At 75.4% G+C, this 24,924-nt stretch carries 18 protein-coding genes; 10 read left to right on the forward strand and 8 right to left on the reverse strand.

The window, feature by feature from the left end; genetic code table 11:
* Nucleotides 1-105: 105 nt before the first annotated feature.
* The 4 genes from AC0VX6_RS16615 to AC0VX6_RS16630 all read right to left on the reverse strand — a co-directional run bounded on the left by AC0VX6_RS16615 (nucleotide 106) and on the right by AC0VX6_RS16630 (nucleotide 6,119).
* Nucleotides 106-1,797 carry an ABC-F family ATP-binding cassette domain-containing protein gene (locus AC0VX6_RS16615; protein ID WP_475465070.1) on the reverse strand — a complete coding sequence of 564 codons (1,692 nt, stop codon included), beginning with the start codon at nucleotides 1,795-1,797 and terminating at the stop codon, nucleotides 106-108.
* 425 nt (nucleotides 1,798-2,222) lie between these two features.
* Complete coding sequence (locus tag AC0VX6_RS16620) at nucleotides 2,223-2,789, reverse strand: TetR/AcrR family transcriptional regulator (protein ID WP_475465072.1); 567 nt, start codon at nucleotides 2,787-2,789, stop codon at nucleotides 2,223-2,225.
* A 586-nt stretch (nucleotides 2,790-3,375) separates the two neighbouring features.
* A complete protein-coding gene (gene pgi, locus AC0VX6_RS16625; RefSeq protein ID WP_274973611.1) occupies nucleotides 3,376-5,085 on the reverse strand; it encodes a glucose-6-phosphate isomerase in 1,710 nt (569 codons plus the stop codon).
* Nucleotides 5,086-5,270: 185 nt separating this feature from the next.
* Nucleotides 5,271-6,119 (reverse strand): ion transporter, encoded by an 849-nt coding sequence (locus tag AC0VX6_RS16630; RefSeq protein WP_274973612.1) that lies wholly within the window; start codon nucleotides 6,117-6,119, stop codon nucleotides 5,271-5,273.
* Nucleotides 6,120-6,281: 162 nt separating this feature from the next.
* Between AC0VX6_RS16630 and AC0VX6_RS16635 the strand changes: the two genes are divergently transcribed.
* Nucleotides 6,282-6,620 carry a hypothetical protein gene (locus AC0VX6_RS16635; protein WP_475465074.1) on the forward strand — a complete coding sequence of 113 codons (339 nt, stop codon included), beginning with the start codon at nucleotides 6,282-6,284 and terminating at the stop codon, nucleotides 6,618-6,620.
* A gap of 126 nt (nucleotides 6,621-6,746) precedes the next feature.
* On the opposite strand, the gene AC0VX6_RS16640 is transcribed toward AC0VX6_RS16635, so the two are convergent.
* Nucleotides 6,747-7,454 carry a FadR/GntR family transcriptional regulator gene (locus tag AC0VX6_RS16640; protein ID WP_047871998.1) on the reverse strand — a complete coding sequence of 236 codons (708 nt, stop codon included), beginning with the start codon at nucleotides 7,452-7,454 and terminating at the stop codon, nucleotides 6,747-6,749.
* Between the two features lie 313 nt (nucleotides 7,455-7,767).
* Here AC0VX6_RS16640 and AC0VX6_RS16645 point away from each other — a divergent pair, with 313 nt between their 5' ends.
* The 4 genes from AC0VX6_RS16645 (at nucleotide 7,768) to AC0VX6_RS16660 (ending at nucleotide 12,139) form a co-directional block, all read left to right on the forward strand.
* On the forward strand, nucleotides 7,768-8,520 hold the full coding sequence (locus tag AC0VX6_RS16645) for a (Fe-S)-binding protein (RefSeq protein WP_274973614.1): 753 nt from the start codon (nucleotides 7,768-7,770) through the stop codon (nucleotides 8,518-8,520).
* Nucleotides 8,517-9,944 carry a lactate utilization protein B gene (locus AC0VX6_RS16650; RefSeq protein ID WP_274973615.1) on the forward strand — a complete coding sequence of 476 codons (1,428 nt, stop codon included), beginning with the start codon at nucleotides 8,517-8,519 and terminating at the stop codon, nucleotides 9,942-9,944. The genes AC0VX6_RS16645 and AC0VX6_RS16650 overlap by 4 nt, the downstream gene beginning before the upstream one ends.
* Entirely contained in the window at nucleotides 9,941-10,582 is a 642-nt protein-coding gene (locus AC0VX6_RS16655) for a LutC/YkgG family protein (RefSeq protein WP_274973616.1), read from the forward strand. Before AC0VX6_RS16650 ends, AC0VX6_RS16655 begins: the two co-directional genes overlap by 4 nt.
* A gap of 345 nt (nucleotides 10,583-10,927) precedes the next feature.
* The gene (locus AC0VX6_RS16660; RefSeq protein ID WP_475465077.1) at nucleotides 10,928-12,139 is read left to right on the forward strand and encodes an alpha/beta hydrolase family protein; all 1,212 of its coding nucleotides are present in this window, start codon (nucleotides 10,928-10,930) and stop codon (nucleotides 12,137-12,139) included.
* Between the two features lie 99 nt (nucleotides 12,140-12,238).
* Here the strand turns inward: AC0VX6_RS16660 and AC0VX6_RS16665 are convergent, their stop codons facing one another.
* Entirely contained in the window at nucleotides 12,239-13,741 is a 1,503-nt protein-coding gene (locus tag AC0VX6_RS16665) for a cytochrome P450 family protein (RefSeq protein ID WP_475465079.1), read from the reverse strand.
* Nucleotides 13,742-14,355: 614 nt separating this feature from the next.
* Between AC0VX6_RS16665 and AC0VX6_RS16670 the strand changes: the two genes are divergently transcribed.
* From AC0VX6_RS16670 to AC0VX6_RS16685, 4 genes are all read left to right on the forward strand, one after another.
* A complete protein-coding gene (locus AC0VX6_RS16670) occupies nucleotides 14,356-15,678 on the forward strand; it encodes a DUF2786 domain-containing protein (protein WP_475469377.1) in 1,323 nt (440 codons plus the stop codon).
* 160 nt (nucleotides 15,679-15,838) lie between these two features.
* The gene (locus tag AC0VX6_RS16675) at nucleotides 15,839-16,624 is read left to right on the forward strand and encodes an RNA ligase family protein (protein ID WP_274973619.1); all 786 of its coding nucleotides are present in this window, start codon (nucleotides 15,839-15,841) and stop codon (nucleotides 16,622-16,624) included.
* Nucleotides 16,608-17,762 (forward strand): AAA family ATPase, encoded by a 1,155-nt coding sequence (locus AC0VX6_RS16680; RefSeq protein ID WP_274973620.1) that lies wholly within the window; start codon nucleotides 16,608-16,610, stop codon nucleotides 17,760-17,762. The genes AC0VX6_RS16675 and AC0VX6_RS16680 overlap by 17 nt, the downstream gene beginning before the upstream one ends.
* Nucleotides 17,763-18,079: 317 nt before the next feature.
* Complete coding sequence (locus AC0VX6_RS16685) at nucleotides 18,080-19,645, forward strand: hypothetical protein (RefSeq protein ID WP_475465081.1); 1,566 nt, start codon at nucleotides 18,080-18,082, stop codon at nucleotides 19,643-19,645.
* A gap of 55 nt (nucleotides 19,646-19,700) precedes the next feature.
* Here the strand turns inward: AC0VX6_RS16685 and AC0VX6_RS16690 are convergent, their stop codons facing one another.
* Nucleotides 19,701-20,156: a GNAT family N-acetyltransferase gene (locus tag AC0VX6_RS16690; RefSeq protein ID WP_274978166.1), complete on the reverse strand. Its 456-nt coding sequence runs from the start codon at nucleotides 20,154-20,156 to the stop codon at nucleotides 19,701-19,703.
* Between the two features lie 231 nt (nucleotides 20,157-20,387).
* Between AC0VX6_RS16690 and AC0VX6_RS16695 the strand changes: the two genes are divergently transcribed.
* Nucleotides 20,388-22,478, forward strand: coding sequence for a hypothetical protein (locus tag AC0VX6_RS16695; protein ID WP_274973622.1), 2,091 nt, complete (start codon nucleotides 20,388-20,390; stop codon nucleotides 22,476-22,478).
* Here the strand turns inward: AC0VX6_RS16695 and AC0VX6_RS16700 are convergent.
* Nucleotides 22,442-24,406: an ATP-binding cassette domain-containing protein gene (locus AC0VX6_RS16700; protein ID WP_274973623.1), complete on the reverse strand. Its 1,965-nt coding sequence runs from the start codon at nucleotides 24,404-24,406 to the stop codon at nucleotides 22,442-22,444. The genes AC0VX6_RS16695 and AC0VX6_RS16700 overlap by 37 nt on opposite strands.
* Between the last annotated feature and the right edge of the window lie 518 nt (nucleotides 24,407-24,924).

The raw sequence follows: 24,924 nt of genomic DNA on the forward strand, positions 1-24,924 counted from the left end.
CCTCCGCGCCGGTGTCCCCGCACGGTGTCGGGCGCGGCCTTGACCGGAGCGGTCAGCTGATCCCGGGCCGCGCGCGGGGCGGTGGCCCGGGATCGGCCGGAAGGGCTACACGGGTCCGGCCGTGTCCTGCCCGGCCACGGCACCGCCGACCAGCCGCAGCTCCGACCAGACCCAGTTGCGGCGCAGCCACCGGTCGTGCGAGGCCACCACCACCGCGCCGGGCGCGGTGCCCAGCGCCTCCTCCAACTCCTCGGCCAGCGCCAGGGAAAGGTGGTTGGTCGGCTCGTCCAGCAGCAGCACGTCAGGGGCGTGTCCCACGAGCATCGCCAGTGCCAGGCGTCGCCGCTGCCCCACGCTGAGCCTGCCCACCGGCCGGTCCAGGTCGCGCGGTGCGACCAGGCCCAGGTCGGTCAGGCGGGGAGCGCCGGGCAGGGTTCCGTTCAGCCCGTCGTAGAGCGAACGCGGGGTCCGCTCGGAGTCGGGGAAGACCACGTCCTGTTCCAGCAGGGCGACCGCCGCCCCGCGCCGCCACAGCACCTGGCCCGACGCCGGGCGCAGCCGGTGCCCCAGGGCGTACAGCAGCGTGGACTTGCCCGCGCCGTTGGGCCCGGTGACCAGCAGGCGCCCGTCCGAGGGCACGTCCAGGCGGTCCAGGCGCAACCGGCCCGGCACGACCAGGTCGCGCACGGTGATCGCGTGGCCGTCGGCCGTGCCAGGGTCGCGGGTCAGCGAGGCGCTGAACTCCAGCGGCCTGGGCGGTTTGCGCACCTGGTCGCGCTCCAGTTCCTCCAGTCTGTTCCGGGCGTTGCGCACCCGGCGCGAGACCTGCTTGTCCACGCGCCCGCCCAGGAAGTCGTAGCCCATCTTGTCGTTGTCCCTCGGGGCGCGGTTGTGCGAGACCTGCCGGGAGGTGGTGCGCACCGACTCGCGCAGGCCCTTGAGGGCGTCCTGCTCGTCGCGGTAGCGCTGCTCCCAGCGTTCGCGCTCCAGTCGTTTCTCCCTGAGGTAGAAGGAGTAGGCGCCGCCGTAGTAGGCGGGACCGTCCACGGCCGGGTCCAGGTCGAGCAGGCCGGTGCACACCGCGTCCAGGAACACCCGGTCGTGGCTGGCCAGCACCACCACTCCCGGCAGGCCGCGCAGGTACCCCTCCAGGAACTCCAGCGCCTGGTCGTCGAGGTGGTTGGTGGGCTCGTCCAGCAGCAGGGCGCGCGGGCGGCGGACGAGCAGGGCCGCCAGGCCCAGGCGTCCGCGCTGGCCGCCCGACATCCGCCCCACCGGCCGGTCCGGGCCGATGCCGTCCAGGCCCAGTCCCGCGACCACCAGTTCGGCCCGGCGTTCGGCGTCCCACACCTCCAGCAGTTCGGCCTCGGCCAGGGCCTCGGAGTACTCCCGCAGGGCTTCGGCGTCCTCGGGTGAACCGTCCAGCGCCGCCGCGCTGGCGGTCAGCCGCCGCTCCACCCGCCGGGCCGGTTCGAGGGCCTGGGCGATCACCCGGGCCAGGGTCGTGTCCGGGGCGTGGGGCAGCTCCTGGTACAGGAATCCGGTGTCGGCGGGGCGTTCCACCCGCCCGGCGTCGGGTTCCTCCTCCCCGGCCAGCAGCCGCAGGAGGGTGGACTTGCCCGAGCCGTTCTCCCCCACCAGGCCGAGCCGCTGGCCGGGGGCGACGTCGACGTCCACGCCGTCGAACACCACGTGGTCGCCGTAGGCCCTGGCCAGGTCGCGGGCGCGCAGCAGGGGCGGGCCGGTCGGGGCGGTGTGGGTCGCGGAGGCGGCGCCGGTCGTGTTGCCGAGGGTCATAAGGGGTGGTCCACCCTTCGTTTCGGGGCGGGCCTCGATGCGCGGGACCGGTGCGCCTGCGCGGCGCGGTCCGGGGACGACACGGAGGTCGTCGACATCGAGACCGCACCGGGGACGGTGCCAGTACACGCCGAGCGGGGATCCGGCTCCAGCCACGGTGGGCGAGCCCCGCGCACTCGGCGGTCTTCGGTCTCGATGTCACATGCGCATGTTGCGCTCAGGTTAACCCGCCGGGGCGGCGCGGGCAACGGAATTACGCGGGTGTCCGGTGCCGCGCGGCGGACCGGCCCGGACGCGCGGCGCCGTGCGCCCGGAAGGGTTCTCCCGCCCCTTCCCCTGGCACCTCGGGCGGACCGACTGTCGCGGACCGGCCCCGCCAGTCCCGGAGGGACACGGGGTTCCTGCGGGACGGGCGGGGCGACGGGTCAGGCCGAGGCGCGGGCACCGTCGAGGAAGAGCCCGACCAGGGTGTCGGCGGCCTGTTCGGGGTCACCCATCATGTCCACGGCGCGGGCCAGGTGCAGGAAGGCGTTGCACAGCACGGCCGGATCCCGGTCGGCGACCTCGCCCCCGGCCACGGCCGCACGGAAACGCGCGGTCATGGGGTCGAGCAGGGTGGAGACGTAGGCGTCGCGCAGCTCCTTCTGCACGTCCTCTTCGAGCTGGTCCAGCGAGTCGAACAGGTGCTGCTCGAAGGAGGTGGTGGCTCCGGTCGGGTCGGCCACGGCGGTGGTGACGACCGCCCGCAGCTGCTCGGCGAGCCCGCCGGGTGTGTCCAGGGCCAGGGCGAGCTGTTCGCCGCGCCGGGTGATGAAGTCCAGGGCGACGAGCTTGTGCAGGGTCTCCTTGCCTCCGGGGAAGTGGTGGTACAGGGACGGCTTGCGCACGCCGACCTCGCGGGCGACGGCCTCCAGGGAGGCGCCGCGGTAGCCGTGCGCGGCGAAGTGCGCGGCGTAGACGTTCATGGCGCGGACTCGGGTGTCGGTGGTCACGGAAGGCGACCTCTCGTGTGGTGGGGTGGACGCGGGCGGAGGTCCCGCCCACGCACATCACCCTACCTACCGTTAGGTAGGCAAGCAAATCACGCCTGTCCCCCGCTCAGCGGGAACCGGACAGCCCGGTGCCGCGCGGGGCGCGAAAACCCGTTCCCCGCTTCGAAGGGTTCCCCTGACCGGCCCGGGTCGGCCGGGAGTGGGGCGGCACCCGATCCCTGCTCGCCGGATGCACTGGTGCGCGGGCGGACCGCTCCCCCGACCTCGCAGGCCCTCGGCGGAGTTACCCGGAAGCGTCCGGAACGGTTCTCTCCGCCCTCTCCCCCGGTCCCACCGGCCGCGTCAGCGTACGCAAGGACCGGGCCGGGCGCTCCCCGCCGCCGGGGACGTCCGTGGAGAAGCGGCCCTGGAACGCGCGGAGGGCCCCTCCCCCGCTCAACCGCTCCTGCTCTCCGGACGCGCTGGCGGTCTCGCCACCTCAGCCCCGTCCGCTTCCGAGTGGCACAGGGCCCCTCGGAAAGAGGAACCGGGCCCACGGGGCAGTGCGACCGGCGGGACCCGCCGGTCGCACCACCCCCGGCCGTGGTCAGTCCCTGCCGCGCATGGAGCGGTAGCGCCGCACCAGGGAGGTGGTGGAGGCGTCCAGGCCGGACACGTCGGCGCCCTCGGTGAGGGCGGGCTCGACCCGCTTGGCCAGCACCTTGCCCAGCTGCACGCCCCACTGGTCGAAGGAGTTGATGTTCCACACCGCACCCTGGACGAACACCTTGTGCTCGTAGAGGGCGACCAGCTGCCCGAGCACCGACGGGCTGAGCCGGTCGGCGAGGATGGTCGTCGTGGGCCGGTTGCCCTCGAAGGTCCGGTGCGGGACCAGGTCGGCGGACACGCCCTCGGCGGCGACCTCCCGCGCGGTGCGGCCGAAGGCCAGCGCCTGCCCCTGGGCGAACAGGTTGGCCATGAGCAGGTCGTGCTGGGGCACCAGGTGCTCGGGCAGGTCGGGGGCCGGGTTGGCGAAGCCGAGGAGGTCGGCGGGCACGAACCGGGTGCCCTGGTGCAGCAGTTGGAAGTAGGCGTGCTGGCCGTTGGTGCCCGGGGTGCCCCACACCACCGGACCGGTCTGCCAGTGGACGGGGCGCCCGTCACGCTGCACCGACTTGCCGTTGGACTCCATGTCGAGCTGCTGGAGGTAGGCGGTGAACTTGGACATGTGGTGGCTGTAGGGCAGCACCGCGTGGGTCCGGGCGTCGTGGAAGTTGCCGTACCACACGCCGAGCAGGCCCAGCAGGAAGGGCAGGTTGCGCTCGACGGGGGCGGTCGCGAAGTGGGTGTCCATCAGGTGGAATCCGGCGAGCATCTCCCGGAACCGCTCGGGACCCACCGCCACCATCAGGGACAGGCCGATGGCGGAGTCGTAGGAGTAGCGGCCGCCCACCCAGTCCCAGAAGCCGAACATGTTGCGGGTGTCGATACCGAACTCGGCCACCGCCTCGCCGTTGGTGGAGACGGCGGCGAAGTGCCTGGCGATGGCGCCGTCGTCATCGTCGCTCTTGAGGCCCAGCCCGTCCAGCAGCCAGGTGCGGGCCTCGGTGGCGTTGGTGATGGTCTCGATGGTGGTGAAGGTCTTGGAGGCGACCACGAACAGCGTCGTGGCCGGGTCGGCGTCCACCAGCGCCTCGTGCAGGTCGGTGCCGTCCACGTTGGAGACGAACCGGAACTCCAGCCCGCGGTCGGTGTAGGGGCGCAGCGCCTCGTAGGCCATGGCCGGCCCCAGGTCGGAGCCGCCGATGCCGATGTTGACGATCCGGCGCACCGGTCGGCCGGTGTGGCCCAGCCACTCCCGTGCGCGTACCCGGTCGGCGAACTCCGCCATCCGGTCCAGGACCTCCTGGACCTCGGGGACGACGTCGCGGCCGTCGGTGCTGACCACCTGCCCGCGCGGCGCGCGCAGGGCGGTGTGCAGGACGGCGCGGTCCTCGGTGAGGTTGACGTGCTCGCCGCCCAGCATGGCGTCGCGCAGGTCGGCGACCCGGGTGGCCCCGGCCAGGTCGGCGAGCAGGCGCAGGGTCTCGTCGGTGACGAGGTTCTTGGAGTAGTCCACGTGCAGGTCGCCGACGTCGAGCGTGTACCGTTCGGCCCGGCCGGGGTCGTCGGCGAACAGCTCGCGCAGGCCGGTGGAGCCCCACCGCCCGCGGTGTTCGCGCAGCGCGGTCCACTCGTCCCGCTGGTCCAGGGGAACGCCCGGGCGGGCGCGTTCTCCGGTGTCCTCAGCGCGCGGAAGAGGTGTACTGGCAGACATCCGGCGGCTCCTCGTCGGTCGGCGCTCCGGCGGCACGGCGCGGGTGCTCGGTCCGCGCGCCGCCCGCGGTGCGCGGCTGTGCTTCCGAACACAAGAGTCCCACGAAAAACCGGGCCCGCGGCGGTTGTCCACAGGCCCGGTCGCGGACTTTCGCGCGCGGCGCGGGACCGGTTCGGGCGCGCCGCTCAGCGCAGGCCGCTGGCCTCCTCCTCGCGCTCCCGCCGCAGCACGGCCACCTCCGCGCGCAGCGCGCGCAGTTCGGCCAGGATCACGGCCTGTCCCCCGTCGGGGCCGCCGTCGTCGGGGTCCCCGCCCGTCCAGCCCGCGGAGCCGCCGCCCCCGCCACCGCCGCCGTTCTCCTCGTCGTCCTTCTCCAGGGCCTCCACGGCCACGGCGATGAACAGATTGAGCGCCACCAGCGTGGACACCAGCACGAAGACCACGAAGAACACCCACGCCATGGGCTTGTGCTCCATCACGTCCTTGGCGATGGTGCCCCAGCCGTCGGCGGTGGCGATCTGGAACAGGGTGAACAGCGACGAGGGCAGGTCGGCGAAGTACTGCGGTGAGACGTCGGCGAAGAGTTCGGTGGCCATGACCGCCGACACGTACAGCAGCAGCATCACCAGGAACAGGATGGACATCATGCCGGGCAGGGCCCGGAACAGGCCCGTGACGACGTGGCGCAGGGTCGGGATCACCGACAGCAGGCGCAGGACCCGCAGCACGCGCAGGACCCGCAGCACCGAGAAGGGGCCGGAGGCGGGCAGCAGCGCGATGCCGACGATCACCAGGTCGAACCAGCTCCAGGGGTCGCGGAAGAACGCCCGCCGGTGGGCGTACATCCGCATCCCCAGTTCCAGGACGAACAGGGCGAGGATGGTCAGGTCGACGGCGCGCAGGAGGCCGCCGTAGGAGTCCGTCACACGGGGTGAGGTCTCCGCGCCGAGGATGACGGCGTTGACGAGGATGAGGGTGATGACGCAGGCCTGGAACCAGGGGGCGTCGACGATGGCTCGAACGCGCTCGCGCACGACAGAGGGGGCTCCGTTCACATATCGGACAGCGCGGCAGAAGCCTACCGTGAGTCACCTTGTCCGGTTTCGCACCCGCCTCTGCCCTCGCATCAGCCCCTGGCGTCCTCCGGCCGGAGCGGGCATGATCGGAGTGGGGAACCGAGCGTGAGGGGGACGCCGGTGACAGAGTCAACCGAGGGCTTCGACGAGTTCGACACGGGGTCCTGGGACCCCGGCTACGACGACGACGTGGAGGCGGACACGGACGTGGGGGCCGCGGACCAGGACTCCGCGGTGGCCGACTTCCTGCGCTACTTCCCGGAGGGCCACCGGATCGAGGAGATCGAGGACCACGACGTCCTGGGCATCGACGCGGAGCTGGACCAGGAGATCCCCGAACGGGCGCCAGAGGCCGCTGGGGAGCGCCCGCCGACCGCCCGGCGCGAGGACCTGGCGCGGCTGCTGCGGGCCGAGGAGTTCGCCGACAGGGTCCGCGACCGCGGCAGGCGGCCCGGCTGAGCCGCGAGGGCGTCGGCGCCACACAACGGCGGAACGGCAGCGCGGCGAAACGACAGCCCGGCGGCGCGGTTGAGCCGAAGGCGTGTCGGCGCGGTGCAACGGGGAGGCGCGGCGGAACGGCGGCGCTCAGTCGGCCAGGTCCGCGCTGAGCCAGCGCTCCACGCGCAGGACGTGCACGGTCGCGGCGGCCCGGGCGGCGTCGGGATCGCGCGCCACCAGGGCCTCGTGGATGCGCAGGTGGTCCTCGCGCAGCTTGGCGGTGAGCCCGGCCTCCCGGTGCCCCGCCCACACGCGGGCGTGGAAGGTGCGCGAGGACAGGCCGTCGTTGACCGCGGCCAGGGTGGCGTTGCCGGTGCTGGCCACGATGGCCTGGTGGAAGCCCAGGTCGGCGGCGACGGTGTCGGCGCGGGAGGTGTCGTCCCCGCCCTCGATCCGCTCCAGCAGGGCGCCGATGCGGTCGAGGTCCTCGGCGCTGGCGCGCGCGGCGGCCAGGGCGGTGGCGGCGGGTTCGAGCATGCGCCGCACCTGGAGGACCTCCAGGAGGGTGTGCCCCTGGGAGACCTCGGCCAGGACGGAGAAGGTCTCCAGCAGGTCGGCGGGGCGCAGCGCGGTGACGTAGACGCCCGCGCCGTGGCGGGACTCCAGGACGCCGAGCGTGGTCAGGGAGCGGATGGCCTCGCGCATGGAGCTGCGGGACACCCCGAGCTGCGCGGACAGGTCGCGTTCGGTGGGCAGGCGCTCCCCCGGTCCGACCCGCCCGTCGGCGATCATCGCCTTGATCCGGTCGGCGGCGCGCCGGGTGACGGTGGTGCGCCCGGCGTCGGGGTCGCTCACGGAAGATCCCTCCAGTCTGCGCAGTGGCCCGGGTCGTCCGTCGGCCAGACGGGGCCGGGACGGGGCGGGAGCGGGGCCGGGTGTGCGCGTGACCCGCGTCACCTCCGCCGCCAAGAGATCATACCAATTCTCCACCACCTCGCCCCGCATCACCCTTTTCACCCTCCTTATTGCCCAGATGCTTTCCGGCGTGCGAAAGTGGTCCGACCACCCCAGGCTCGTGGCGAGCAGTTCCGCCATGGCAGCGCACCGCGTGGGCCGACCCTGCGGGGTCCGCACGCGCGCGCCGGTCGGCGGGGCACGAAGGAGGCACATGCGGATCGCGCTGTTCATCACCTGCGTCAACGACACACTGTTCCCCGACACCGGGCGGGCGGTCGTGCGCCTCCTGGAGCGCCTGGGGCACGAGGTGGTCTTCCCCGAGGGCCAGACCTGCTGCGGGCAGATGCACTACAACACCGGCTACCGGCGCTCGGCGAGCCGTCTGGCCGTGCGCTTCGTACGCACCTTCGAGGGCGCCGACGCCGTCGTGGTCCCCTCCGCCTCCTGCGCGGCCATGGTCCGCGACAACTACCCGCGGCTGGGCGCGAGCGGGAGCCGCCTGTCGCGCAAGGTGGCCGACCTCGCCCCGCGCGTGTACGACCTCACCGAGTTCCTGGTGGACGTGCTCGGCGTGACGGACGTGGGCGCCTACTACCCGCACAAGGTGGCCTACCACCCCACCTGCCACGGGCTGCGCATGCTGGGCCTGGGCGACCGCCCCTACCGGCTGCTGCGCGCCGTTCGCGGCCTGGAGCTGGTGGAGCTGCCCGGGGCCACCGAGTGCTGCGGCTTCGGCGGCACCTTCGCGGTCAAGAACGGCGACGTGTCCTCGGCCATGGGCGCGGACAAGGCCCGCCACGCCGTGGAGACCGGTGCCGAGGTGCTGTGCGCGGTGGACAACTCCTGCCTGATGCACATCGGCGGCACCCTGTCCCGGCAGCGGTCGGGGATGAGGGTGGCGCACCTGGCCGAGATCCTGGCCAGCACCGAGAAGGCGAACGAGAAGGAGGGCGCATACCGATGAGCGCGACGTTCCTGGGCATCCCGCCCTTTCCCGAGGCCGCCGCGGGCGCGGTCAACGACGCCCGGCTGCGGCACAACCTGCGCAGGGCCACGCACACCATCCGCGACAAGCGCGCCGCCGTCGTCGACGAGCTGCACGAGGACTGGCAGCGCCTGCGGGCGGAGGGAGCGGCGGTCAAGGAGCACACCCTGCGCCACCTGGACCGCTACCTGGAACAGCTGGAGGAGTCCGTCCAGCGGGCGGGCGGACGGGTGCACTGGGCCTCGGACGCGGCCGAGGCCAACGAGATCGTCACCCGGCTGGTCCGGGACACCGGCGAGACCGACGTGGTCAAGGTCAAGTCGATGGCCACCCAGGAGATCGAGCTCAACGACGCCCTCGCCGCCGCCGGGATCACCGCCTACGAGACCGACCTGGCCGAGCTGATCGTGCAGCTGGGCGAGGACCTGCCCTCGCACATCCTGGTGCCCGCCATCCACCTGGGCCGTGCCCAGATCCGCGAGATCTTCCTGGAGCAGATGGCCGAGTGGGGCGTGCCCGCGCCCCGGGGCCTGACCGACGACCCCCGGGCGCTGGCCGAGGCGGCCCGCGTGCACCTGCGCGAACGCTTCCTGCGCACCCGCACCGCGATCTCGGGGGCCAACTTCGCGGTGGCCGACAGCGGCACGCTCGTGGTGCTGGAGTCGGAGGGCAACGGGCGCATGTGCCTGACGCTGCCCCGGACGCTGATCTCCGTGGTCGGCATCGAGAAGATCGTGCCGACCTGGTCGGACCTGGAGGTGTTCCTCCAGCTGCTGCCGCGTTCCTCCACCGGCGAGCGGATGAACCCCTACACCTCCACCTGGACCGGGGTGACGCCGGGCGACGGCCCCCAGGAGTTCCACCTGGTGCTGCTGGACAACGGCCGCACCGACGTGCTGGCCGACACCGTGGGCCGCCAGGCGCTGCGCTGCATCCGCTGCTCGGCGTGCCTGAACACCTGCCCGGTCTACGAGCGCACCGGCGGGCACTCCTACGGTTCGGTCTACCCGGGCCCGATCGGCGCGATCCTCACCCCGCAGCTGCGGGGGATGTCCTCGCCGGTGGACGAGGCGCTGCCCTACGCGTCCTCGCTGTGCGGGGCCTGCTACGAGGTGTGCCCGGTGGCCATCGACATCCCCGAGGTGCTGGTGCACCTGCGCGAGGAGGTCGCGCAGCGCTCCGGGCACGCGGCGGAGAGGGCGCTCATGGCGGGCGCCGAGGTGGTGCTGTCCTCCCCGCGGACGCTGGGCGCGGTCCAGCGGGCGGCGGGGCTGGGGCGCCGCGCGGTCCCGCGCCACCTGCCGGGCCCGGCCGGAGCCTGGACCGACACCAGGGACGTGCCCGACGTTCCGGCCGAGTCCTTCCGCCAGTGGTGGGACAGGCGCGATGGGGAGGGCCGATGAGCAGCCGCGAGCGGATCCTGGCCAGGGTCAGGAGGGCGCTGGCCGACGTGCCCGCCGACGAGTCGCCGGTGCGGGAGGCGGGGCGCGGCTACGCCGACAGCCACGGTGTGGGTCCCTCGTTGGAGGTGCTGGAGGACCGGCTGCTGGACTACCGGGCACTGGTGCGCCGGGTGGGCTCCGACCGCCTGGCCGTCGAGGTGGCCGCCGCGCTGGAGCGCCGGGGGGCGCAGCGGGTGGTCGTCCCGGCGGACGCGCCGCCGGAGTGGTTCGCGCACACCCGCGCCGAGCGGCTGTCCGACTCGCGTGAGGAGCCGCTGTCGGTCACCGACCTCACCGGCGTGGACGGCGTGGTCACCGGCTGCGCGGTGGCCGTCGCCGAGACCGGCACGATCGTCCTGGACGGCGGTCCGGGCCAGGGGCGCCGGGCCGTCACCCTGGTGCCGGACTACCACCTGTGCGTGGTGCGCGCCGACCAGGTGGTGGACGGGGTTCCGCAGGCGGTGCGGCTCCTGGACCCGTCGCGCCCGCTCACCTGGATCAGCGGCCCCTCCGCGACCAGCGACATCGAACTGAACCGGGTGGAGGGGGTGCACGGCCCGCGCACGCTGGAGGTGCTGCTGGTGGAACCCGCTTCCTGAACCCGGTGACGGGGGCGGAGGCGCGGGCGGCCCCGCGGGTGGAGGCGCGGCCCGGCGGACGCGGCCCCCGGACCCGGTGGGGAGGGCCGCCCCCGGGGACGCGAGCGCACTCCGGCGGAATCGGCCTCCCGAATCCGGCCGGCCGAGACCGGGCGGCAGGCGGGACCGCGGTCCGGTGGGTCCCAAGCCCCCAACCCGCTGATGGGAGCCCCGGGGGTGGGGCTTTCCCCACCCCCCTCCTCCGGGGCACCCCCGGGGAAGGGGGGTGGAGGTCCCGATGGCGCCGGGCGGGCCGCCCTTCCTAGCGTGGGCGGTGACCACGAAGGCACCGAACGACGGGACACCATGCCCCCTTCACCGCACCCCTCCCCCTCCTCGCGGGCGCTCCGGTCCGGTACCGCGCTCGCCGCGGCCGCCGCGCTGGCGCTGCCGCTCTCCCTGGCCGCGTCCGGAACGGCCGCGGCCGACACCGGCCCCTCCGGCGCCTCCGCCGACGCCCTCCGGGCCGCCCTGCCCGAGCCCACCGGGGAGCACCCGGTGGGCAGGACGACCCTGCACCTGGTGGACGGGGGGCGCGAGGACGTGTGGGTGGGCGGACCCCGCCAGCTGATGGTCACCCTGTGGTACCCGGCACGGGTGGACGCGGGCCGCCCCGCGCCGTACATGACCGAGGCCGAGTCCGCCGCCATGGTCGCGGGGCTGGGGCTGGACCTGCCCGCCGACCTCCTGCACAGCGGGGTGCGCACCTCCTCCCGCCTGGACGTGCCGCCCGCGCGCACCCGCGACGGGTTCCCGCTGGTGGTGCTGTCCCCCGGCGCGGGGCACAACCGGATCGAGCTGTCCTCGCTGGCCGAGGAGCTGGCCAGCCACGGCTTCGTGGTGGCCGGGGTGGACCACGCCCACGAGGCCGCGCCCGTGGAGTTCCCCGACGGGCTGGTCACCGAGTGCACCGGGTGCCAGAGCGGCGAGTGGGCCCTGGGTTCGACCAACCGGGCCGAGGACGTCTCCTTCCTCCTGGACCGCCTCACCGGCCCCGACCCCGCGTGGCGGTGGTCGCGGGTCATCGACGCCTCCCGGATCGGGATGGCCGGGCACTCCTGGGGCGGCACGGCCACCGCCGAGACGCTCCGGTCCGAGGATCGGGTGGACGCCGGGATCAACCTGGACGGCCCCTACTACCCGCCCGCGGTGGAGGAGGGGCTGGACAAGCCGCTGGCGCTGATCGAGAACGGCCAGGGCAACACCTGGGACGGCGTCGAGCAGATGTGGCCGCGCCTGGAGGGCTGGCGGCAGTGGATCCGCATGGAGGGATCGGGGCACTCCAACAGCATCGACCGCGGCGTGCTGATGGAGCAGCTCGGCCTGACCGGCGTCCTCACCCCCGAGCAGTGGCGGGCCGTGTTCGGCGACGTCGGGGTCGAGCGCGGCCTGGAGCTGGTGCGCACCTACAGCCTGGCGTTCTTCGACCACCACCTGCGCGGCGGGGACCAGCCCCTGTTGGAGGACCCCGGGGCCTTCCACCCCGAACTGGTCGTGGTCGACCCCGACGAGGGGTAGCCGACGCGGGGCGGGCCGCCAGCGCCACCGCGACCGGTCGCGGTGGCGCGCACTCGAACGCCCCCGGCCGTCCGCGCGGCCGGTCGGTCCGGCGGCCGGTCAGTCCCCCGGTCGCCAGGCCGCCAGCAGCCGCTCCAGGGCGTCGGGGTCGGCGCGTTCCGGCGCGAACGGCGCCTGGTAGCGGGCCCCGGCGCCGCGCGCGGCCCTGCGGGGCCGCGGGGCGGAAGCGGGCACGGGCCGCTCCTCCCGTGCCCGCTCGCCGTCCTCCCCCGCCAGGGGCGCCTGGTAGCGCGCCCCGCGCGGGGCGGGACCGCGCTTCCTGCGCAGGCGCCGCAGCACGGGGGCGCGCTCGCGCACCGGCTCCACGGGCCCGACCCGCTCCCCGGTGGCGGTGAACCAGACCGGCAGCTCCTCCAGTCCGTGCACGGCCACGGAGTCGCGCCAGCGCAGGTCCTCGGGTTCGACGGCCAGGACCATGCCGCGCAGCCGGTCCACGGCGGTGTCGATGGCGGTGCGCGCCAGCTCGCGGGTGAGGCCGGTGGCGGGGCAGCGGTGTGCGCCCGCGCCCCAGGACAGGTGGGAGCGGTCGCCGGCCCGGGCCATCGCGTCTTCGCCGCGGGCCACCGACGGGTCGGTGTGCGCGGAGGCGAGCCCCAGCAGCAGCGGCTCGCCCCTGCGGACGCGGACCCCGGAGAAGCTCAGATCCTCGACCGGGTAGCGCCCGCCGAGCATGCGGATCGGGGAGTCGGTCCACATCACGTAGTCGATGAAGTCCTCGGGGGTGAGGGTGCCGCCCAGGTAGGCGGTCCACACGGCCGGGTCGTCCAGCAGCCGGAGCAGGGCGTTGCCGATCAGGTGGGTGGTGGGCTCGTGCCCTGACTCCCACAGCAGCGTCAGCGCCCCCGCCGCCTCGTCGTCGGTGAGCCCGGAGGGGTGGGCGAGCAGCCGGCTGGCCATGTCCTGCCCCGGGTCGGCGCGCTTGCGCGCGACCAGGCCCGCGAAGTAGGAGCGGATCGCGGCGGCGGCGGGACCGGCCCGGTCGGGTTCGCCGCTCCACAGCCTCGGAGCCAGGTCGGCCAGCAGGCGGCCGTAGGCGTCGGGCAGGCCGAAGAGCTCGTTGAGGACCAGGGCGGGCAGCGGGGCGGCGAACCCGCCGATGAGGTCGGCGGCGCCGTCGGCCGCGACCCGGCCGAGCAGGTGCACGGCGGCGCGTTCGACGACGGGGACCAGACGGGGCGTGCCCACCCCGGCCAGGGTGTCGACGAGGGCCGCGCGCAGCCGCCGGTGCTCCTCGCCGTCGCGGGCCAGGGCGGCGCTGCGGGCGGGCGCGGCGGGCCCCGCGCCCCAGGGGCGCGGGTCGGCGGAGAAGAGGGTGTGGTCGCGTAGGGCCTGGAGGTTCTCCCGGTAGCCGAGCAGGAGCCATCCGGGCACGCCCGGGCCCACCTCGACCGGGACGAGGCCGCCGTGGCGTTCGCGCAGCGCGTCCCAGGGCGCGTCGGCGCCGGTGCTCCCGTGCGGGGGGAGGGCGACCGGGCAGCGGGCGCCGCCGGACCCCGCTGCCTGGGGGTCGTCGCGGCCGTCGGTCCCGGTTCCCTGGCGCATGGAGACTCCTCAGTGGCTGCGGATGCGAGGCGACGGTACGCGCCCCGTGTTTCCGCCGTGCTTCGGACAGGAAAGCTCCGCCTTTCCGGACGGGGCACCCGGTGCCACGGAGGGTCAAGGCGGGATTACCGCTCACCGCGCCCAGAGGAGCAGGTGTCGGCGCACCGGTGACGTTCGCGCCTCTTCCTCCCCCGGCCGGGGCGCTCCCGTTCCGGTGGTGCGGTCCGGGCCCGCCCCTTCGGCCGGAGAACGCCTCGGGCCTTCGCCCTTCCGACCGGGGCGAAGGCTGTCCGTGCCCCCGCGCCGAGGAGTGCCCGGCCCCGCCCCGGTCCCGGCTGCGGAGGAGCGTCTCCGGTCCCTCGCTCCTGCGGGCGCGGCGGGCGAAGGGGTGCCCGTGCCTCCCCGCGCCTGTGCCCGGCCCCGCCCCGGCACCGGCGGCGGCGTACTCCCCCGCGCCTGTGCCCGGCCCCGCCCCGGCACCGGCGGCGGCGTACTCCCCCGCGCCGGGGAGTGTCCCCCGCCACCTCTCCCCGGGGCTCGCGCCCGCCCGCCGCGGACCCGCCGGTCGGTAAAATGGCCCGTTGGTCGCACACCAGCGCCGAACGGAGGACCACGTGGGCAAGAAGGGCCGCGGGCGACAGCGCGGCGGAGACCGCCGGACGGCCGGGCAGGGCGCCCGGCCCTGGGCCGGTCCCGCGCCCGACGACTTCCCCGAGCAGGTCGTCTCGGAGGCGGTCGACGCGCTGGTGCTCGGCCGGGAGGGCGGCGGCGTGGACCTGGCCGCCGCGCGGCTGGCCGACGCCGAGGACCCGGCGCGTGCCGGGGCGGCGGACCGCGCCGTCCGCGACGCCCTGCTGGCGGGGGTGGCCTCGGCCTGGGCTCGCGGGTGGCAGCCCGCCGAGACGGTCCGCCAGGCGGGCCGGGTGCTGGACCCGGTGGCGGCGGCGGTGTGCGCCGACGCGGTGACGGCCGACCTCGACCGCCACTCCCCCGCCGCGGTGGACCCGAGATGGGCCGCGCAGGTGCGCGAGCTGGGGGCAGCTCCGTCCTGGGGCGGCACCGGGGACTACCTGGCGCACGTGGGAGCCGGGCACGGGCTGCTGCGCTTCGAGGCGGTGGAGACGGCTCTGCGGCTGCTGGCCGCGCTGCGCGTGCTGCCGCCGGTGCACCGGCTGTGCCCGCCGCCGGGTGAGTTCCGTCCGCGCCCCGAGGGCGCCGCGCGGACCGCGGAGACGGTGGACCAGGGCAAGCTGGCCCGCGTGCGCGCGCTGCTGGCCAAGGCCGAGTCCACGGAGTTTCCCAGCGAGGCGGAGGCGCTGAGCGCCCGCGCGCAGGAGTTGATGGCCCGGCACAGCATCGACCGCGCACTGCTGGCCGAGGAACCCGGGCAGGCGTCGGAGGCCGCCTCGGGGCGGCGGCTGCCGGTGGACGCGCCCTACGACGAGCACAAGGCGGTGCTGCTGCACGAGGTCGCCGAGGCCAACCACTGCCGGGCCGTGTGGGACCGGGAACTGGGGCTGTGCACCGTGATGGGCTTCCCGGGCGACGTGGAGGCGGTGGACCTGATGTTCACGTCGCTGCTGGTGCAGGCCGAGACGGCGATGCGGGCCAGCGGTTCGGTGCGCGACCGGTCCGGCAGGGCGGCGGGCAAGGCCTTTCGCGCCTCGTTCATGTCAGCGTTCGCGGTACGGGTGGGTGAGCGGTTGGTGGAGTCGGCGCGCGCCGCCGAGGAGGCCGCCGCGGCCGAGACGGGGACGGACCTGGTGCCGGTGTTCGCCGCGCGCGAGCGCGAGGTGGAGGCGGCCGTGGCCGAGGCCTTCGGCGAGCTGACCTACTCGCGGGTGCGCGGGCCCGCCAGTGAGGACGGCTGGTACGAGGGTCTGGCGGCGGCCGACGCCGCGTCCCTGGGCGCGCACCGCCGCGTCGCGGACCGCTGACCCCTGCCCCCTGGGGGCTGGCGGAAGGCCGGTTCCATCGGGGCGGCCCCGGCGGCGAAGCGGCTGATGCGGCGGGCTGCCGACACGGACGGAGGGCTGACCCTTCCGGGCGGCGAAAACCGGTGGCCGCGCGACCGGACGAACCGGTACAAACGTGGCCATGCGCAAGTACCCGCGGACCCGGCACATCCGGGGCTCCCGCCTCCAGGCGGGCGACCACGACCTGGCGGCCGTGCCCTTCTCCGCGCTGGCCGGACGCCACCTGGTGGTGGAGGAGAAGCTGGACGGCGCCAACGCCGGGATCAGCTTCGGCCCCGGCGGCGAGCTGCGCCTCCAGAGCCGGGGCCACTACCTCACCGGCGGCCCCCGCGAGCGGCACTTCGCCCCGTTCAAGGCCTGGGCGGCGACCGTGGCTCCGCTGCTGCGGCCGCGCCTGGGCGAGCGGTACGTGCTGTACGGGGAGTGGCTGTACGCCAAGCACACCGTGTTCTACGACGCGCTGCCGCACCTGTTCTGCGAGTTCGACGTCCTCGACACCCGCGAGAACGCGTTCCTGTCCACGCCGCGCCGCCGGGAGCTGCTGGAGGGCGCTCCGGTGGTGTCGGTGCCCGTGCTCCACACGGGTCCGCTGGAGCGTTTGGCGGACCTGACCCGCCTGGTGGGCCCCTCCACCTGCCGCACCCCCCACTGGCGCGGGGCCCTGGCCGAGGCGGCGGGGGCGGCGGGCGCCGACCCCGGCCGCGCCCTGGCCGAGAGCGACGGCTCCGACCTCATGGAGGGGCTCTACGTCAAGGTCGAGGAGGGAGAGCGCACGGTGGACCGGTACAAGTGGGTGCGCCCGGGGTTCACCTCCGCCGTCCTGGACTCGGGAACGCACTGGCTGGACCGGCCGCTGATCGCGAACGGGCTGGCCGATCCGGAGGTGCTCTATGCGGGTGTTCGCTGAGCTGTGCCCGGCGCCGCCGCGCTGGGACCTGGACTGGGCCCGGGTGCGCGAGGCCCTCCCGTGGGTGCGCGACCTGGCCGGGGTGGAGCAGGATCCGGTCCACCACGCCGAGGGGGACGTGGAGACGCACACCCGCATGGCGTGCGAGGCGCTGGCCGGGCTGCCCGCGTGGCGCTCCCGCCCCGCCGCGGAGCGGGAGCGGCTGTTCGCCGCCGTGCTGCTGCACGACGTCGCCAAACCGCTGTGCACCCGCCGTGGGGAGGACGGCCGGGTGACCGCGCACGGCCACTCGCGGCGCGGGGACCTCCTGGCGCGTCGGCTGCTGTGGGAGGCCGCGGCCGAACCCGGGGCGGCCGCCTCCGCGCTGGAGGCGGTGCGCTGGCGCGAGCACGTGGCGGCCCTGGTGCGCCACCACCAGGTGCCGTTCTGGGCGCTGGAGCGGCCGGACCTGCGCCGCATCGCGTTCCGGGTGAGCCTGGTGGCGCGCAACGACGACCTGGTGCTCCTGGCCACCGCCGACATCCTGGGCCGCCGCTGCGGCGACACCGCGGAGGTCCTGGAGAACATCGGGCTGTACGACGAGTACTGCCGGGAGCAGCGGTGCCTGGACCGGCCGAGGGAGTTCCCCTCCGACCACGCCCGGTTCTGGTTCTTCCGCAAGCCCGACCGCGACCCGGACTACGCCGCCCACGACGACACCCGGATGACGGTGACCGTCATGTCGGGGCTGCCGGGTTCGGGCAAGGACACCTGGATCGCGCGCGAGCGGCCGGACGTGCCGGTGGTGAGCCTGGACGCGCTGCGCACCGAGCTGGGTGTGCGTCCGACCGCCGACCAGCGGCCGGTGGCGGCGGCCGCGCACGCGCGCGCACGCGAACACCTGCGCGCGGGACGGTCGTTCGTGTGGAACGCCACCAACGTCTCGCGTTCGCTGCGCGACCAGTGCGTGGACCTGGCAGCCGCCTACCGTGCGCGCGTGGAGATCGTCTCCGTCGAGGCGCCGCCCAGGGTGCTGCGGGCCCGTCTGGACCGCAGGCCGGCGCCGGTACCGGCCGCAGCGGTGGAGCGCCTGGTACGGCGCTGGGAGTGCCCGGACCCGACCGAGGCGCACCGGCTCCTGCGGTGGACCAGCGCCTGAGCCCGCGCCGGGCCGGGATGTGGGAACGGGTCGGGGTTTCCCCGGCTCCGGGCCGCCTCCGCCGGGCAGGAGGCCAAGACCGGGAATCGGTCAGGGTCTCCTCGGCCCCGGACCGCCTCCGCCCGGCCGGGGGCGGCCCCGTGGGTGCGAGCGGCCCAGGGCCGGTGCTTCGGCGTGCGGAGGCGGCCTCCTCCCCCGCTTCGGACGAGCTTCGCCGCAGGTGAGGGGCGATTTTCGGCGTTCTCCCGCACGGGCCCGCGCCCCGAGGTTAATCTGATCCCGTTTCAGCGGCTCACGGCACTTCGGGTGGTTTGTCAATGACCGAGCGCATCTACTCCGCCGTGCACGCGTGCCTGGACTGGGCCGAAACGATCGAGCCCCGGCCCGCCCTGGACACCGGCAGCCTGCTCTTCCTGCTGGCCGCCCACATGGACGCCGGCGCACCCGACACCGGGGACTGGTCCACCGCCGACGTCGACGACATCGCCCGCACCGTCCGCGACTGGGACAGCGTGCCCGACAACCTCAGGGACACCTGGCTGACCTGGTGCGACTTCCTGGTCGACCAGGACCGGTTGCTGTCCGCGGAGAGCCCGCGCCGCCTGCGCGCCGCCATCGCCACGGTCGACCTGGCGCCCGGCGGCCCGCCGCCGACCGAGGACCGGACGACCGACAGCGCCGCCCTGCCGCTCCTGGACCGGCTCGGCGGCGGCGCGGACGGCGCTCCCGAGGCGCTGCCGACGGTCGTCCCGGCGGACCCGGCCGACCTGGACGCGGCGGCGCGCCGGTGCCGACCCCTGTCCGAAGCCGCGCGGCTGGCGGCGTGGACGGGCGGGGGAAGGCCCCTGTGCGCCGAGGGGGACGACGCCCTCACCGCCGACGACACCGCCGGGGCCGCCGCCGACCTGGGGATCGCGCCCGCGAGGGTGGCCGCGCTGTTCGCCGTGGCCAGGGACGCGGGTCTGCTGCGCACCACCTACACCCGGGTGCTGCCGGGCCGGGCGGCGCGGGCCTGGCGGGACGGTGTGCCGGGGGCGGCCGCCGACGCCTGGGCCGACGCCCTGCTGACCATGACCGACCTGCGCGGGGTGACGGCGTTCCTGCTGCTCACCGAACTGTTCGTGCACGGGGACGCGCGCACGCCCGCGCAGCTGGCGGCCGTGTACGGGCCCGGGATCGCCCTGCGCGGGGAGGACCCCGTGGAACACGTGCGCCAGGTGCTGGAGACGCTGGAGGGTCTGGGCGCGGTCCGCGGGATCGGCGGCGGCCGGTTCCGCGTCACGGGCCTCGGCGACCACTTCATGGTGCGCCAGCTGCGCCAGACGGGGGCCGACCTCGCACTGACCCCGCCCCTGTCCGGGATGGACGCCGAGGAGGTGCTGGCCCTGGCGGAGCGGGGCCGTCCGGTGGACACCGAGGGCCTGCTGGAGCGGTGGGTGGCCGCCCGCGACACCGAGAGCGCGGTGTGCGGCCTGCTGGAGGCCTGCGACGCCCCCGGTTCCTGGCGCCTGCGTGAGCGGGTGGCCCGGGTGCTCGCCTCGCTGGAGGAGGACCTGGGCCCGGTGCTGGGTCTGTACGTGCACCACCCCGTCCTGGGCGGGTGGGCCCGGCGGCTGCGCGGCGGAGCCGCGGGGGCGCCCACGTCGCACCAGGAGGTCTGGGCGGTGCTGGACGACTACGCGATCCTGCTGGAGGGCGGCGGGCTCCTCCCCGGCCGGGACCGGGACAGGTACGCCGGGTGCGCGGAGCGGTTCGTCCGCACGGTGTGGCTGACGGGTCACCCGGCCTCGGACACGGTGCTGGACCTGCTGGCGGAGGGGGCGCTGGGCGCGCCCCTGGCCGAGGCCGTTCGGCAGCTGCGCCCCGCCCCGCTCATCCCCTGAACAGCGGCCCCTCCCCCGCCCCGGTCCGGGGCGGGAGGACGGGCGCGCGCGGGCTTCAGGCCTTGACGACCAGTTCGTGGACGAGCGTCTCGACGCCGGGCAGTGCGGGCCAGTCGCGTTCGGGCGCCCGCTCGAAACCGCGGGCGCGGTAGACGTACTGGGTCGAGACCATCTCGGGCAGGGTGGCCACCAGCAGCCGGGAGACCCCCTCCTCCCGGGCGCGGTCGACGAGCGCGTTGACCAGGTCGCGCCCCACGCCGCGCCCCCGCGCCTCGGGGGCGACGGCGAAGGCGCGGATCTCGGCCTCGTCGGCGTTGCGGGCGATCTCGCTCTCCGGAGACCAGGGCTCGAACACGGCCGTCCCCAGGAGCCGGTTCTCGTCGGCGGCGACCAGGATCTCGCCGCGGCCGTCCGTGCCCAGGAGCCGGAGCGTCTCGACGTAGGCCGGGTTCACGTCCATGAGGCCGTCGGCGGTGTAGGCCGTCACGCGCAGCTCACTGACGGCGTTCATCTCATCGGGAAGTACTCGACGCACGATCATGGACGTCATTCAACATGATGGGAGGGCTCCCCACCGTTGATCGCCGCACCACCCGGAGCGTCGAAAACGTCACCGTGAGTGACTCTTTACGGAGGTTTATCCCCCGGTCCGGACACGCCGAGCACCCCCGAACGGAGTTGTCCACAGGCCTCCGGCGGCGCGGCCGCGATCGTGCCACCCTTCTGGTGAGGGGAGGCGCCCATGTCCGACCGCACCAGCGGGGAACCCGTCCCGGCACCGACCGTCCGCGTCTTCAGCGGCTCCGCGGCGCTGGCTGAGGGGGGATGCCCGGCGCACCGCCGGTTCAGCGCCGACCCGTCCCCGGGCGCGGATCCGCCGCCGCGCGACGCTCCCGGGGCGGTCCTGGACGCCGTCCTGGACCTGGTCGAGCACGCGGGCATGGCGTTGGAGGAGGCCTGCGCGCGCCTGTCCGTGCCGGAAAGTCCGGGAGGTCCGGGAGGTCCGGGACGCGCCCTCCCGGGCGGGCGTCCCGTGCCGCCGCACCCGGGGGTGCTGCTCTGGGTCCGGCACGCCGCGCGGTGCTACCTGGAGGGCCTGGCCGGGGACCGCGGGCGCGACGGCCCGCACCGCGCCCCGGTGTTCGACTTCTGGGTCCGCCAGTACCTGCCCGTGCCCGGCTCCCCCAACTCCCGGCCCTACGAGCTGTGCGCCCGGGGCCGCAGGTACGCCTACGCGCAGGGGCCGGAACGGGTCCGGGAGCTGCGCGTCCCGGTCACGGGCGCGGCCGGTGCGCAGGCCCGCTCGCGGGCCGAGGTGGCGGTGGCCGCGTACGTGCTCGCCACCGGCACTCTGGTGGACCGCGACGCCTGCGCGGCGCGTCCCGGGCGGTACCGGGGCGGCGCCCCCTACCCGATGCGCGGACAGCGCGGCGGCGCCGACGTCAGGCCGCCGGACCGGGTGCGCGTGGTGGAGGCCTCCTGTCTGGACTCCTCCACCGCCGTCCTCTACGACGGTTCGGCCGCCGAGGCCGGGGAGGCCTTCGCCTCGGCGGGCCGCGAGGGGCTGCGCTCGGCCCTGGTGGGCGGGGCCCGCTCCCCCGGCGGGGACTGCCTGTCCTGTGCGGGGCGCCGCGGCTGCGGTCGGCTGCCGCGCGCGCCGGGGCTGCTCGGCCCGAGCGGCGGCCCGGGTGGCGGGCCGTGGCCCCGGCGCTCCTGGTCGGTCTCCCTGGGGCTGCGCCACCGGGGCTGTCCCGCCCGGGCGCACTTCCACGCCCTGGGCCTGCCCGCGGACCCCGGCGTCGAACCGGTGCGGCTGCGGCGCGACCGCGCCGTGCGCGCCTGGCTGGAGCGACTGCACCGGCGCCTGCCCCGAAGGCCCTGCACGGCCGGGGACCTGCCCGGGGACCGCTCGTCCTGGTCCGCGGGGAGGTGGCAGCTGGAGGGTGGACAGGCACGTCTGGGCGCCGCCATGATCGCCGCGCACGTCGGGGTCTGCCCGCTGCGCGGGCTGGCCTCGGGCAGCCACGTGCGGGTGGGCCACAGGCTGGCCGCCGACGACACGCGGGCCGACGTCCTGGTTCTGGCCAGGGCCGACGTGCTCCACCACCGGGGCCGGTCCTGGGTCTACCGCGCCGTCACCACCACCGACGACGCACCCGCTTCAGGCGAAGGCAGGCCCTCCTCGGAGGACGGCGCGCTCTTCCCGGCCGGAGACACCCTGCTCAGAGACGGGGGTGCGGGCCCCGCGAGCGGCGGCAGACCCTTCCCGGGCGGGAACGCTCTCCTGGAGGACCGGAACCGGCCTGCTCGGGGAGGGGATCCGCCGCCTCGGGGAGAGGACGTGCCTCCACCGGACGGGAACGCTCCTTGCCGGAACGGGGGCGCTGCTCCCGCCCCGCCCGGAGGCGCGCTCTTCGGGGACGAGGAGGCACTGCTGGCGGCGGAGCCCCGGCTGGCCCTGGCGGTGGGGCTCTTCGCCTGCGGCGCCCTGCCCGCGGGTCCGGACTCGGCCGTGGAACTGGAGGTCCTCGGCCCCCGGGGCGCGTCCGTACGGTCGCTGGATCCGGGGTCGGCACGGGTCCGTGCTACGGCCCGGCGGGTGGTGCGCGGGCTCGCCGGACCCTGGCACGGCGACACCTCCCACCCACCTGCTCCGGGCGAGGGCTGCCTGGACTGCCCCTACCGGCGCTGGTGCCCGGCGACCGACCTTCCCGACACCCTCCACGGCCCGGGCGCACGGGCCCGGGACCGGCGGGGCGGCGCCGCTCCCGGACCCGTGCGCGACCCTCCCCCGGGTCAGGCCGCCGGTTCGCCCTCCTCGGCGAAGCGGTAGGCGCTGGCCTGGAGGTCCCACAGCTCGCGGTAGAGCCCGTCGGCGGCCAGGAGTTCGGCGTGGCCGCCCTGTTCCACCACCCGGCCCCGGTCGAGCACGACGATGTGGTCGGCCATGCGCACCGACGCCAGCCGGTGGGTGATGAGGACGACGGCGGCACCGGTGCGCCCGGCGTGGGCGTGCAGAGAGGAGAAGAAGGCGTGCTCGGCGCGCGCGTCCAGCGCGGCGGTGGGCTCGTCGGCGATGAGCAGCGGCGTGCGCTCACCGTCGTCGCCCCGGTAGAAGCCCCGGGCGGCGGCCAGGCGCTGCCACTGCCCTCCCGAGGGCTCGGCGCCGTCCACGAAGCGCTTGTCCAGGAGGGTCTCCCACCCCCGGCCGAGTTCGGCGACCACCGCGTCGGCCCGGGAGGCGCGCGCGGCGCGTTCCAGCCGCCCGGGGTCGGCGCCGGGGCTGCCCATGACGACGTTGCGGCGCGCCGTCAGCGGCCAGTGGGTGTGATCCTGGGCGATGACCGCGATCCGCTCGCGCAGGCTGGTGCCGTCCACCGAGGCCAGGTCGGTGCCGTCCCAGCGCACCCGTCCGGAACCGGGCAGGTACAGGCCCGACAGCAGTTTGGACAGCGTGGTCTTGCCCGACCCGTTCTCCCCGACCAGGGCGACCGTGCGGCCGCGCCGCAGAGTCAGGTTGACGTCGTCCAGGGCCGGGCGCTCCCCGTCCTGCCCCGGGTAGGAGAAGGTGACGTGTTCGACGCGGATCTCGTCGAAGCCCTCCGGCGCGGGGGCCAGTCCCGCCCGGGGCAGCCGCCGCCGGGCCTCCTCGTCGAAGGCGACGAAGTCGGAGAAGTACAGGCCCGACTCGTAGACCAGGGTGAGGGAGGACAACGCGTTGCCCAGGGCGCCCTGCGCGACCCGGATGGCGACCACGGCGGCGCCGGCCACGGCGATCTCCACGACCCCGTCTACCAGCAGCAGCGCCAGGGCCGCGAAGACCGCGCCGGTCACCAGCCCGCCCGCGGTGTCCCCGGCCAGCCGGATGAGGGACTGGCGGGTGGCCAGGCCCAGCTGGATGTCCAGTTCCCGGCCGCCGACCCGGTCGAACTCGGCGAGCAGTCGGCCCTCCATGGTGAAGGAGCGGACCTCGGCCGCGCTGCGGCGGTCGGTCATGAGGTTCTCCAGCAGGATCTTGCGGCGGCGCCCCTCGGTGAAGGCCATGAGCATCCTGTAGCGCATGCGCGCCGCGGCGGCCGAGCCCCACCACTGGGGGACCACGGCCAGGGCCAGCAGCGGCAGCAGGACCGGGTGCAGCACGCCGAGCACCCCCGCGGCGGCGACCAGGCCCGCCGCCCCGGTGAGCACGTCGGCGGTGTGCCGGACCAGCGCCCCCGCCTCGTCGCTGCCGCGCACGTAGCACCGGTACAGGTGGTCGTGGAACCCGCTGTCGTCGAAGGCCCGCAGCTCGACCGCGGTGCAGCGACGCAGCAGCTGCTTCTCCGCGGTGAGCACGACCTGGGGTTCCAGGCGGGCCTGGGCGCGTCCGGCGGCGGCCGAGCAGACCCCGCGCAGGACCAGCGCCGCGCCCAGCAGCGCCAGGGAGGGCAGGGCGGCCAGGACACGGTCGGGGGTGGGCACGGCGGCGAAGAGCGCGCCGAGCACGTCGGTGGTGGCCACCAGCGCCCAGGCCGTGGCGGCGCCGACACCCGCGTTGAGCGCGGCGGTCGCGACGACGTCGCGCGGGCTGCTGCGCCAGGCCAGCGCGAAGGCCTGGCGGACCAGCGCGGGCATGCGGCGCCCGATCACGCCCCAGGTGGCCTTGGACGCCTGGTCGCCGAAGTGCCACCACCTGGGCGTGGTGAGTTCGGGCAGGGACAGTCCCTCCCCGACGTCGTCGGTGTCGCTGCCGGTGGCGGTGGGAAGTGGTGTGTCGTGCATCCTCGGCGTCCTCCGGTGGTGTCGTGGACCTCGGAACCCGTACGCGGACATGCGAGGGGGAGCGACGCCAGGTGATGGCATCGGTCCTCTCGGTGACCGTTGCGCGGATGGTGCCGATCATGACCCCGGCGCACGACAGCCGGAAGCGACTTTCCCCGTTGCGGTCGGACCGGATACCGGCGCCCTCCGTGCGGGACGCCCGCCGGGGCCTGTCGGCCGGGGCGGCCGGGCACGGCACCGGATTCGAAAACCTGTCGGATAGCTGCCGCCCGGATCGGCCCGGGATACGGACCGCCCCGAAGCGGGCCGGGACGCCGCCGTTCACTCACCGGCACCGGCCCGAATCCCCGGAGCAGGACGCGGACCCGGAGCCGCGGTCGGCAGAACCCGGGTTCTTCGCGTTCCCGGTCCACTCACCCGAAGCCGGAGGACTGGTGCGGCGGTCCCGCCCGGAGCGGCGGACGCACCCTCGCGAACACCGCGGGGCGGGAACGGCGGACCGGCAGCGGGTCCGGTCC

Source organism: Nocardiopsis sp. iso_25, from assembly GCF_056173305.1.

Excerpts from the sequence above, each read along its gene's own strand:
- AC0VX6_RS16615 (WP_475465070.1), bottom strand. The coding sequence starts at position 1,797 with ATGACCCTCGGCAACACGACCGGCGCCGCCTCCGCGACCCACACCGCC.
- pgi (WP_274973611.1), bottom strand. The coding sequence starts at position 5,085 with ATGTCTGCCAGTACACCTCTTCCGCGCGCTGAGGACACCGGAGAACGC.
- AC0VX6_RS16645 (WP_274973614.1), top strand. The coding sequence starts at position 7,768 with ATGCGGATCGCGCTGTTCATCACCTGCGTCAACGACACACTGTTCCCC.
- AC0VX6_RS16650 (WP_274973615.1), top strand. The coding sequence starts at position 8,517 with ATGAGCGCGACGTTCCTGGGCATCCCGCCCTTTCCCGAGGCCGCCGCG.
- AC0VX6_RS16655 (WP_274973616.1), top strand. The coding sequence starts at position 9,941 with ATGAGCAGCCGCGAGCGGATCCTGGCCAGGGTCAGGAGGGCGCTGGCC.
- AC0VX6_RS16660 (WP_475465077.1), top strand. The coding sequence starts at position 10,928 with ATGCCCCCTTCACCGCACCCCTCCCCCTCCTCGCGGGCGCTCCGGTCC.
- AC0VX6_RS16665 (WP_475465079.1), bottom strand. The coding sequence starts at position 13,741 with ATGCGCCAGGGAACCGGGACCGACGGCCGCGACGACCCCCAGGCAGCG.
- AC0VX6_RS16675 (WP_274973619.1), top strand. The coding sequence starts at position 15,839 with ATGCGCAAGTACCCGCGGACCCGGCACATCCGGGGCTCCCGCCTCCAG.
- AC0VX6_RS16680 (WP_274973620.1), top strand. The coding sequence starts at position 16,608 with ATGCGGGTGTTCGCTGAGCTGTGCCCGGCGCCGCCGCGCTGGGACCTG.
- AC0VX6_RS16685 (WP_475465081.1), top strand. The coding sequence starts at position 18,080 with ATGACCGAGCGCATCTACTCCGCCGTGCACGCGTGCCTGGACTGGGCC.
- AC0VX6_RS16690 (WP_274978166.1), bottom strand. The coding sequence starts at position 20,156 with ATGAACGCCGTCAGTGAGCTGCGCGTGACGGCCTACACCGCCGACGGC.
- AC0VX6_RS16695 (WP_274973622.1), top strand. The coding sequence starts at position 20,388 with ATGTCCGACCGCACCAGCGGGGAACCCGTCCCGGCACCGACCGTCCGC.
- AC0VX6_RS16700 (WP_274973623.1), bottom strand. The coding sequence starts at position 24,406 with ATGCACGACACACCACTTCCCACCGCCACCGGCAGCGACACCGACGAC.